Below are 9,164 nucleotides of genomic sequence, written 5' to 3'. Positions count from 1 at the left end.
GATGTCAGGCAGCCCCAGGACCGCTTCGCAAATATGTTCGAAAATATCGATGTCGAGACTGCGCAGCGCCTCGTAGGGCACCACATGCAGGCGGGTGTTTTCCTGTCGCATGAACCCGCTCAGGTCGATCAGCGGGTTCAGCAGCCGGGAGGAAAACGGGTCGTTGAAGTTTTCGGCGATGCGTTCCGGAAGACTGCAGGAATGGCCCTGCTTCACCTCTTCGGCCCAGTAGGAATAGAAGATGTCCAGCGGATCTCGCACGACATAGACCAGATCGAGCTGCTCCGCCTCGAGCGCGTTGGAAAATCCGTCCAGCTTGGGCGGCGACCAGCGGCAGAACCCTTCCGCCGAAAACACCAGGTTGCGGCCCTGCGCGCGGGCGGTGCGGCCCAGGTCGACCAGATCCGGGCCCTTTTCGGCATCGGGCCCGACATAGCGCCACGCATCATGGGCCATGTCGTGATGCCCCGGCAGGCCTTCGGTGCCAAGCTCGGGATAGGTCCAGCCGCGCGCCTCCAGCGCGGGTCGGGCGACACGGAAATTGTGCTGGATATAGGTCGTGGCCGTCTTGTGCGGGCCGATATGCATGACAATCATGATGGATTCTCTACCTGAAGGTCGGTGTCGCGGCCATCACCTCGTAAAGGTCCGGAGGGCCGGCGGTAAGGCCTGTCTTGCGCTCTGTTACGATTTTCGTTTGCGGGTGGATCAGGCCTCCTGCCCAGCGCCGGCCACAGCCATCGTCTCGGACGACCAATCGACCAGCGCCTCCAAACCCTGGCCAAGGGACTTCGAGGGCTGCCAGCCAAGCGCGTCCCGGGCACGGGTGATATCGGCCACCGCGTAGCGGATGTCGCCGGGGCGGTAGGCGCCGGTGATGGTGTAACGGTCCTGTGGGACCCCCAGAAGCCCGAGCAGCCGTCGGGCGACGTCAAGGATGGTGGCCGGCTCGCCCGAGCCGATATCGATGATTTCGCGCGGCATCCGAGGCACCAGGCCCATGGCGGCGAACGCGGCGACCACGTCATCGACCAGCACGAAATCGCGGGTGATCTCGCCATCCTCGTAGATGTTGAGGGTTTTGCCTTCGACGATCTGGCGGGTGAAGATCGACAGCACCCCGGTATAGGGGTTGTTCAGCGACTGCCCCGGCCCGTAGACATTTTGCAGGCGTAAGATGCCGACGGCGATATCGCTGCCCCAGAAGGCCTGCGACAGCAGGTATTCCTGCATCAGCTTGGTCGAGGCATAGATCGAGGCCGGGGCCACCACGCAGGTGGCGTCGGTCGGCACCGGCGTCAGGGCTCGGCCCGCGCGGTCCTTGGGCGCGAAATCACCGCGCGCCAGGTCGGCGTCGAGCCGTTCGACTGCCGGCGTGGGCCGGCCTTCGGCATCGACGCAGGCACCTTCGCCATAGACCGAGCGCGAGCCGGCCAGGACCACTCGGGTCAGGTCCGGCGCATGGGCGCGGATGGCGTCGATCAGATAGGCTGTGCCCATGACGTTGACGTCATTGTAGCGGGTCACGAGGTCGAAGGATTGCCCGGTGCCGGTTTCGGCGGCCAGGTGGTAGATGATCTGCGGGCGGGTGCGCGCCACCGCATCCGCCACCGCCGCTGCATCACGAATATCGCCTTCGATGACGGTGATTGCGTGGCGCGCCAGCCGGTCCCGGTTCTCGGGATTACCGTCATGCACCTGCGGGTGGAAATTGTCGAAGACCGTCACCGTGGCCGCCGTCGACAGCGCGGCGGCCAGGCGCGATCCGATGAAACCAGCCCCACCAGTGATCAGAATCCGGGGATTGGAGATGCGCGTATCTGTGGTCACAATATCCGTCCTTCGATCAGAGCAGGCCTGCCAGGTAGGCGCCATAGTCGTTCTTGCGGAACAGGGTCGCGCGCGCGGCCATGGCATCGGCCGAGATCCACCCCTGGTTATACGCAATCTCATCGGGGCTGCCGGTCTGCAGGCCCTGGCGCTTCTCCAGCGTTCGCACGAAATTGCCCGCGTCCAGCAGGCTGCCATGGGTGCCGGTGTCGAGCCAGGCATAGCCGCGCCCCATGCGCTGCACGTTGAGCAGGCCGTCGTCCAGGTAGCTTTCCAGAAGCGAGGTGATCTCAAGCTCGCCACGGGCCGACGGTTTGACCCGGGCAGCCCGCTCTGGCGCGGTGCCATCGAGGAAATAGAGCCCGGTCACCGCATGGTTCGAGGGCGGCACCTCGGGTTTCTCGATGATCGCCTTCACATTGCCCTCGGCATCGAAATCGACCACGCCATAGCGTTCGGGGTCGGCCACGTGGTAGCCGAAAACGGTGCCGCCCTGCGCCTGCGCGTCAGCCCTTGCCATCAGGCCGGGCAGACCATGGCCGAAAAAGATGTTGTCACCCAAAACCATGGCGGAGGCGGCGCCGTCCAGAAAATCCTCGGCCAGCAGATAGGCCTGCGCCAGCCCGTCCGGCGAGGCCTGCGCGATATAGGTCAGCTCGACCCCCCATTGGCTGCCATCGCCCAGGGTGCGCTGGAATTGCGCCTGGTCCTGTTCGGTGGTGATCACCGCGATCTCGCGGATACCTGCCAGCATCAGCACCGAGAGCGGGTAATAGACCATTGGCTTGTCATAGATCGGCAAAAGCTGCTTCGATACGCCAAGCGTGACAGGGTAGAGCCGGGTGCCGGAGCCTCCCGCCAGGATGATTCCCTTGCGTTTCGTCATTGTGTTGGAACCTCGAGATCTTTCAGGATATCGGCAAGACCGGCCTGCCAGTTCGGGCGCGTTAGGCCGAAGACCGCCGCCGTTAGCGTATTGTCCAGCCGTGAATTGGCAGGGCGGGCGGTCGGCGTCGGGTAATCAGCGCTCGGAATGTCGGTGACTGAGCAGGCGATCCCGGCCCGGGTGAAGATTTCGCGCGCGAAACCGGCCCAGGAGACATCCGGTTCGCCGGAAAAGTGATAGGTGCCGGATTTGGACGGATCGGCGGCCAGATGGCGTGCGATCTCCAGGCAGGCCCGCGCGATGTCGACCGCCGCCGTCGGCCCACCGACCTGGTCGCCGACGATGGTGAGGGCCTCGCGCTCGGCCCCGAGCCGCAGCATGGTCTTCACGAAATTGCTGCCATGCGCCGAGACGACCCAAGAGGTGCGCAGGATGGCATGCGTGCCCCCTGCCCCGCGCACCGCCTCTTCGCCGGCCAGCTTGGTGCGGCCATAGGCCCCGAGCGGCCCGGTCGGCGCATTGACCGGCCAGGGCGCGGTGCCGGAGCCGTCGAAGACGTAATCGGTGGAGATATGGACGAAGGGAATGCCCAAGTCGGCGCAGGCCCGCGCCATCGCGCCGGGGGCATCGCCATTGACCAGAGCCGCGGTGGCCTCGTCGCTCTCGGCCTTGTCGACGGCGGTGTAGGCGGCGGCGTTGATCACCGCGTCCGGGGCATGGGCGCGGATGGCCGCGACGCAGGCGGCGGGGTCGGTCAGGTCGGCCTCGGCGCGGCCCAGGGCGATGACATCCGCCTGCGCCTGCAACTCCCGTGCCACTTGGCCTGTCTTGCCGAAGATGAGGATGGTCATGACATGTCTTTCCGGTTCCTGATTGTGGCTGACCGCCTTTCGGGTTTGGAGGCGGAGGTTATCTTTTGCACTCTCTATCCGTCGAATGCATCGCCGGGCCGTTCCTTCTTTTGATCGTGACCTGTCGGTCGGCAGCGCGCCTAGGCTTCGCCGGGGATGTCGGCCGGGTCGTAGCCAAATCGTCTGAAATCCCTGGCATAGAGCCTGGCCACCAGGTCCCGTTGTTCCTCGGTAACCGGAACCTCCTGCTCCGACTTTCCGGCGGTCTGCATGAGACTGGTATAGGTGTTGGTTATGGGAACCGTTCGCGGGCCATCGCTCCCGCCGGCCAGTTCATCGAGCCAGTCGATCACGCCCTGCAGGCCATCCTCGATGTGGAAGACGCGGGCCCCTTCGGGCACGAGTTCCGCCATTGGACGCATGTGATTGTCCAATGCGTAACTGCGGCGAAATCCGACATCGGGCAGGGTCTTCAGCCAGTCGGCAAAGCCGGTCTCCGGCGGGATGCGATCTTCCCAATCGCGCTGAAATTTGAACACCGATCTCAGGCGCGTCAGGGGGTGGCGCACCAGGGCAAAACACGCCGTGAAAAACCCGTCCGGAAACAGGCGTTCGAGATCGTCAGCCGCTATGTGCTGCGGCGATGTCTTACTCCAGGCTCTCCGTGCCTTGTAGTGCTCCCGGTTGTTGAATGCCAAGGGGCCAAAGCGTTCGGCCAGGTAATCTTCCATGGCGCTGCCCGCGCATTTGGGGACATGCGCGAAATAGACCAGGCCCGATCCGATACGTGCGATTGGCAATGTTGATGTTCCTTCCTGCAAAAACGATGCGCGCTCAGGCTGTTTTCCCCAACCGTTCGCCCACCCCGTCACGCGCTTGGAGCGCGCGCCACCAGTCTTCATTGTCCAGATACCACTGCACGGTCTTTTCCAACCCCTCCTCCAGCGTCACCGACGGGTGCCAGCCGAGTTCGCCCGCGATCCGGGAGGGGTCGATGGCATAGCGCATGTCATGGCCCGGGCGGTCGGTCACGAAGCTGATCTGATCGGCATAGGCGTGGTTCTTGGGCCGCTTCGCATCGAGGATGGCGCAGATCGTGCGCACGATGTCGATATTCCTCGCCTCGTTCTCACCGCCGATATTGTAGGAGCGACCGACCTGTCCCTTTTCCAGCACCAGCAAGAGCGCATCGGCGTGGTCCTCGACATAGAGCCAGTCGCGCACGTTCTCGCCCGCGCCATAGACCGGGATCGGCTCGCCCGACAGCGCCCGCAAGATAACCACCGGCACCAGTTTCTCGGGGAAATGGTAGGGGCCGTAATTGTTCGAGCAGTTGGTCAGCACCACCGGCAGTCCGTAGGTCTCTGCCCAGGCCCGCACCAGGTGATCGCTGGCGGCCTTCGAGGCCGAATAGGGGCTGCGCGGGTCATAGGGCGTGGTTTCGGTGAATTGCCCGTCCGCGCCTAGGGATCCGAAAACCTCGTCGGTCGAGATGTGATGGAAGCGAAAGCCTGCCGGCTTGCCGGCGTCGCTCCAGTACTTGCGGGCGGCCTCCAGCATGTTGAAGGTGCCGGTGATGTTGGTTTCGATGAAATCACCCGGCCCGTCGATGGAGCGGTCGACATGGCTCTCAGCGGCCAGGTGCATCACCGCATCAGGCTTATGGTCTGCAAAGACCCTGTCCAGCGCCGCGCGGTCGCGGATATCGGCATTTTCGAAGGTGTAATTCGGGCTGTCGGCGACCGAAGCGACATTGTCGAGACAGGCGGCATAGGTCAGCGCGTCGAGATTGACGGCTTGGTGACCCCGCGCCACGGCCAAGCGCACCACGGCCGAGCCGATGAAGCCGGCGCCGCCGGTTACAAGCAGTTTCATGTCACGATCCTTCCCAGACAAAGGGGCTGTCTAAATCCCGGAACAGGGGAGCTCCGGCATCCTTTTCCGACAGGATCGGGGTCACGTCGCCCATATTCCAGTCGATGCCGATATCTGGATCATCGAAACGCACCGCGCCATCGCTTTCGGGGGCATAGAAATCGGTGCATTTGTAAATGATCTCGGTATCGGGCTCGCGGGTGATGAAGCCATGCAGGAACCCGGCGGGAACCAGCAGCTGGCGACCGTTCTCGAAACTCAATTCGATGCCGAACCACTGCCCATGGGTGGGTGATCCCTTGCGGATATCGACTGCCACATCGAACAGCCGTCCGCGCCCGCAACGCACCAACTTGTCCTGGGTATTCGGCGGGGCCTGGAAATGCAGGCCCCGGACGGTGCCCATCTCGGCCGAAAGCGAATGGTTGTCCTGCACGAAATCATAGTGGAGCCCATGTTGGGCCAAGGTCTGCCGGTTCCAGCTTTCGCTGAAGAACCCGCGGACGTCGCCAAACCGGGCAGGCGTCAGAACCTTGACGCCGGAGAGGGGAGTGTCGTCGATCTGCACGAAGAAAACAGCCTATTCGAAGGGACGCATGTGGAATTCGTGCTGTGTCTATCAAGACGCGTCTGCACAGTCACGGGGGAAGCAACAATAAAAAGGCCCCACCCCGCAGGGGCCGGGGGCTCTCTCCGGAAGCAAGGCCGTTCTCTGGCCGATGTGGCTTGCACGGGTAGTCAAAGCAGTTAAAATGCTGCAAGGCAGTATTGCAAAACTCCAAAGCCACCACCCGGCGTTGTTTTTTTGGAACTCTTTGATAATATACCGATTTTTTTTAGGTACGGGGTCAGGCCATCATGAGAGCGATCTACATAACTGGCGCGTCTGGCGTAATTGGTTCTTCGCTGGCGTTACACTTCGCGACGGCGGGCGATAGGCGGGTTTTTGCCGTGGGGCGGACGCCCTGCCCGACCTTGCCTGCGGGCCATCCGGGTCAGAAAGGCGTGACCGATCTGTTCGATGCCAAATGGCTGGAACCGGGGGACCCGGACGCCACCATCGTGCATTGCGCGGGCCTGGCCAACCCGCGGCAGGAATTCCGGAACTTCGCCGAGCTGTCCCGCGACCACATCTTGCCGCATATCGACATGCTGGAGCGGATGCTGGAACGCGGCTGGTGCGGGCGGCTCATCTTCTTCTCGTCAGGCGGGGCAATCTATGGCGACACTCTGGAACTTCCGATCCGCGAAACCCATCCGACCAATCCCAAGAGTTTCTACGGGCTGCACAAGCTGTGCCTGGAGCGGGCGTTCATTCACATGGCGCAGACACATGGGTTCGAACTGGTCATCCTGCGCGTCGCTAACCCCTATGGCAGCCATGTCAGAAAGCCGCAGCAAGGCGTGATCCCGATTCTCCTGAACCGGATCGAGAAGGACCGCCCGTTCCGAGTGATCGGCGATGGCACCGCCGAACGCGACTATATCGAGATGTCGGATCTGTGCGATGCGGTGACACGCACGATCGCCCTGAACATGCAGCACCGGCGCGCGATAATCCTCAATATCGGCAGCGGCATCGGCACCAGCCTGAATGACCTGATCGCGATAATGGAGGAGATCACCGGGAAAACCCTGATAAAGTTCAATGAACCGGTCTTGCATGATGTGCAGTCCAATGTTTTGGATTGCCACCGTGCGCGCAACGTCCTGAACTGGCAGCCGCAAACTGCGCTGGAGTCCGGATTGCGTAAACTGATCGGCGAGAGACATGTTCATAACCACCAGCAATAACAAGGACGCCCTGGCGCGCGCGCCGGCCTTCATGGCCTGGCCCGGCCCCCGTTTTCTGCTGCTGCTGCCTGGTCACGGGTTTGATCGCGCGGCCCTGGCCGCCGCGCAGGACCGATTCGTGCTGTTCGATTTCCTGACCGCACCGGTCAGTTCGCTGAGCGCGCTTCGCCAAGCCCTGTTCAGGGGGCGCTACACCCCCGACCTGTTCGCGTCCCCGCTGCTTTTCCTGGAAACCCCGTCCACAAAGGCGAATATCGACCGGCAGATGGAGGCCGTGACCGAGGATCCGTTCCTGGTTGCGGATGACCGCGCTGCGGACAATGGCCTGACGCGATTGCTGCTTGGCGAGAATATCGTCAGCAACCCCCTGTTCATCACCTTCATCCGGAATCTGGTTCCCGATATTCCCAACGAATTCACTGACGGGGCGGTTGAGGCCATCCGAGAGCATTTCATCTGGAAAGAACCCGACGCGTGACACGACTGCAAAACCTATGGACGGATTTCCTGGCCGATACCAGCTTGTCCGAAGCCCGACCCGACTTCAGGTTTTCCCCTGATTTCTATGCCACACAATACCCCGATCTGCTCGCCTCAGGGATGGATCTGGGCGAACATTTCTGGGCCCATGGCCGGGCCGAAGGGCGCCCGGGCAACCGCTATCAGTGGGCGGCGCGCGCCACGCCCGACATCAACGCCCGGATTGCCGGGCTGGTCATCGATCCCGAGTTGTCGGCCCTGATTGCCGCAGGCGAGGATGGAGCCTGCGAACTGGCCTTCGAACTGATCGCGCTTGGCAGTCCGCTGGACGGGCGAATTTCGGATTTCTCCGAGGATTACTACCTGGCGATCTATCCCGATATCGCCAAGGCGGGCATGCCGCCTTTCCTGCATTTCATCCTGCACGGGGTCAAGGAAGGGCGCAAATCCCTGCGCGACATCCGCGACAACGAACATGACGGTGCCCAAGAGTTTGACCCGGCCAAACCCACCTGCATGATCTGCGTGCATGAATGCTCGAAAAGCGGCGCGCCGGTGGTCGGGCTTGATATGGTGCGCGAAGCCGCTGATCACCATAACATCGTGGTGAGCGCCCTGCGGGGGGGGGAACTGTTCGAGGAGTTCCGCCAGCAGGCTTGCGTGGTGATCCTCAGCGAGGGCCCCGCCGAAGACATGCCGCATTTCAGGCACCCGGCCCTGCAGGCGGTCGAGTTTGCCATTCTGAATTCGGTCGAATGCTACCTCTTCACCAAGGTTCTGATCAGCCGCGACATCCCCTTTGCCAGCTACCTGCACGAATATGCCGAATATACCCTGCCCGCCTATAAATCGATCTTCACGGTGCTTTTTTCCGATCTCCTGGTGTTCTCATCACGGCCCGTACGCGACACCTGGGCCAACATCTTCTCCGATCTCGACTTCGATACCGCGCACGATTCCATTGTCATCCCGCAACAGCAGTTGCGCCTGGGGGACGTGTCGGCGGAGGCCCATCAACAGGCTCGAAACCGGTTGGCCGGGCTGATCGGGCTGGACCTGAACGGAAAACGGGTGGTGATCGGTGCCGGCCATGCGCAATGGCGCAAGGGCACCGATCTTTTCGTGATGGCGGCCCAGGCCCTGCGCCAGACGGACCCCGACACGGTCTTTGTCTGGATCGGCGACGGGCTGAACCATGAAGATGTCTATTTCGGCGTCTGGCTCGACAAACACATGCGCGAGGCCGGGGCCAACAGGCCGGGCAGCAGCCTGCATTTCCTGCCTGCAGGTCCCTATTACCACGATGTCTGCCGGGCCGCCGATGTCATGTTCCTGTCCTCGCGGCTGGACCCGTTGCCCAATGTGGTGTTCGACGCCATGGCGTTCGGCACCCAGGTGGTCAGGTTTCAGGGCGCGACCGGCTTTGATGATGACGCCTATGCCGGGCA

10 protein-coding genes are annotated in these 9,164 nt (G+C 62.6%); 3 read left to right on the top strand and 7 right to left on the bottom strand.

From position 1 onward, the window contains the following. From Q1V43_RS01425 to rfbC, 7 genes are all read right to left on the bottom strand, one after another. The coding region (locus tag Q1V43_RS01425) for a hypothetical protein (RefSeq protein ID WP_300513190.1) at positions 1 to 597 on the bottom strand (597 nt) is incomplete at its 3' end. Positions 598 to 708: 111 nt separating this feature from the next. Then, positions 709 to 1,830: an NAD-dependent epimerase/dehydratase family protein gene (locus Q1V43_RS01420; protein WP_300513188.1), complete on the bottom strand. Its 1,122-nt coding sequence runs from the start codon at positions 1,828 to 1,830 to the stop codon at positions 709 to 711. 16 nt (positions 1,831 to 1,846) lie between these two features. Further along, a complete protein-coding gene (gene rfbA, locus Q1V43_RS01415; RefSeq protein WP_300513186.1) occupies positions 1,847 to 2,716 on the bottom strand; it encodes a glucose-1-phosphate thymidylyltransferase RfbA in 870 nt (289 codons plus the stop codon). Next, positions 2,713 to 3,567, bottom strand: a complete 855-nt coding sequence (rfbD, locus tag Q1V43_RS01410) for a dTDP-4-dehydrorhamnose reductase (protein ID WP_300513184.1) — start codon at positions 3,565 to 3,567, stop codon at positions 2,713 to 2,715. Before rfbD ends, rfbA begins: the two co-directional genes overlap by 4 nt. A 140-nt stretch (positions 3,568 to 3,707) precedes the next feature. After that, positions 3,708 to 4,469 carry a sulfotransferase family 2 domain-containing protein gene (locus Q1V43_RS01405; RefSeq protein ID WP_300513182.1) on the bottom strand — a complete coding sequence of 254 codons (762 nt, stop codon included), beginning with the start codon at positions 4,467 to 4,469 and terminating at the stop codon, positions 3,708 to 3,710. Further along, the gene (gene rfbB, locus Q1V43_RS01400) at positions 4,402 to 5,442 is read right to left on the bottom strand and encodes a dTDP-glucose 4,6-dehydratase (protein ID WP_300513179.1); all 1,041 of its coding nucleotides are present in this window, start codon (positions 5,440 to 5,442) and stop codon (positions 4,402 to 4,404) included. Before rfbB ends, Q1V43_RS01405 begins: the two co-directional genes overlap by 68 nt. A 1-nt stretch (position 5,443) precedes the next feature. After that, entirely contained in the window at positions 5,444 to 6,010 is a 567-nt protein-coding gene (gene rfbC / locus Q1V43_RS01395; RefSeq protein ID WP_300513177.1) for a dTDP-4-dehydrorhamnose 3,5-epimerase, read from the bottom strand. Positions 6,011 to 6,300: 290 nt separating this feature from the next. Here rfbC and Q1V43_RS01390 point away from each other — a divergent pair, with 290 nt between their 5' ends. From Q1V43_RS01390 to Q1V43_RS01380, 3 genes are all read left to right on the top strand, one after another. Next, entirely contained in the window at positions 6,301 to 7,236 is a 936-nt protein-coding gene (locus tag Q1V43_RS01390; RefSeq protein ID WP_300513175.1) for an NAD-dependent epimerase/dehydratase family protein, read from the top strand. Then, positions 7,214 to 7,714 carry a hypothetical protein gene (locus tag Q1V43_RS01385; RefSeq protein ID WP_300513173.1) on the top strand — a complete coding sequence of 167 codons (501 nt, stop codon included), beginning with the start codon at positions 7,214 to 7,216 and terminating at the stop codon, positions 7,712 to 7,714. Before Q1V43_RS01390 ends, Q1V43_RS01385 begins: the two co-directional genes overlap by 23 nt. Then, positions 7,711 to 9,164: glycosyltransferase (locus Q1V43_RS01380; protein WP_300513171.1), on the top strand; the 1,454-nt coding region annotated here is incomplete at its 3' end. The genes Q1V43_RS01385 and Q1V43_RS01380, both read left to right, overlap by 4 nt.

This window comes from Aliiroseovarius sp., from assembly GCF_030148435.1.
Lineage (GTDB): Bacteria > Pseudomonadota > Alphaproteobacteria > Rhodobacterales > Rhodobacteraceae > JASBTN01.
Note: the sequence above shows the minus strand (reverse complement) of the source record. Positions and strands in the feature narration are given on the sequence as shown.

What these genes read in the sequence shown, in the direction of transcription:
- Q1V43_RS01385 (WP_300513173.1), top strand. Translation starts at nt 7,214, where the DNA reads ATGTTCATAACCACCAGCAATAACAAGGACGCCCTGGCGCGCGCGCCG.
- Q1V43_RS01405 (WP_300513182.1), bottom strand. Translation starts at nt 4,469, where the DNA reads ATGAAGACTGGTGGCGCGCGCTCCAAGCGCGTGACGGGGTGGGCGAAC.
- rfbA (WP_300513186.1), bottom strand. Translation starts at nt 2,716, where the DNA reads ATGACGAAACGCAAGGGAATCATCCTGGCGGGAGGCTCCGGCACCCGG.
- rfbB (WP_300513179.1), bottom strand. Translation starts at nt 5,442, where the DNA reads ATGAAACTGCTTGTAACCGGCGGCGCCGGCTTCATCGGCTCGGCCGTG.
- Q1V43_RS01390 (WP_300513175.1), top strand. Translation starts at nt 6,301, where the DNA reads ATGAGAGCGATCTACATAACTGGCGCGTCTGGCGTAATTGGTTCTTCG.
- rfbD (WP_300513184.1), bottom strand. Translation starts at nt 3,567, where the DNA reads ATGACCATCCTCATCTTCGGCAAGACAGGCCAAGTGGCACGGGAGTTG.